The 380-nt window shown below is 40.3% G+C and carries 1 protein-coding gene; it reads left to right on the top strand.

The genetic code is table 11. From position 1 onward, the window contains the following. Positions 1–339: transposase (locus OM074_RS21285; RefSeq protein WP_301202725.1), on the top strand; the 339-nt coding region annotated here is incomplete at its 5' end. Positions 340–380: the final 41 nt, after the last annotated feature.

Below are 380 nucleotides of genomic sequence, written 5' to 3'. Positions count from 1 at the left end.
CATGTTACTTTTAAATGGTGCAACAGAAAAGAGAACTACAAAACCCAGACGCAGACCATTACTGGCGTTGAATTCCTGAAAAGATTTATCGAACATATCGTCCCTCCTCAGTTCAGAAGGATCAGGCATCTGGGATTTTTAAGTTCCAGGAACAAAACCAGCAGTTTGGAACTTCTACGTAAAGATTTAAATGTACCGATTAATACCAATAAGCTTTCCAGAGCTCAGGTATTGGAAATGAAGTTTGGTAAACGCTCCCTGCTCAATTGTAAAGACTGTGGTGGTGAGTTGGCCTTGATACTATCCTATCCCGGTAAAAGAGCTCCTCCCCATTGCTAAACAACCTCTGTACCATTTATTATTCAGCAACAAATCATACA

This window comes from Plebeiibacterium marinum (assembly GCF_026013615.1).
GTDB classification, from domain to species: Bacteria; Bacteroidota; Bacteroidia; order Bacteroidales; family Marinilabiliaceae; genus Saccharicrinis; species Saccharicrinis marinus_A.
Note: the sequence above shows the minus strand (reverse complement) of the source record. Positions and strands in the feature narration are given on the sequence as shown.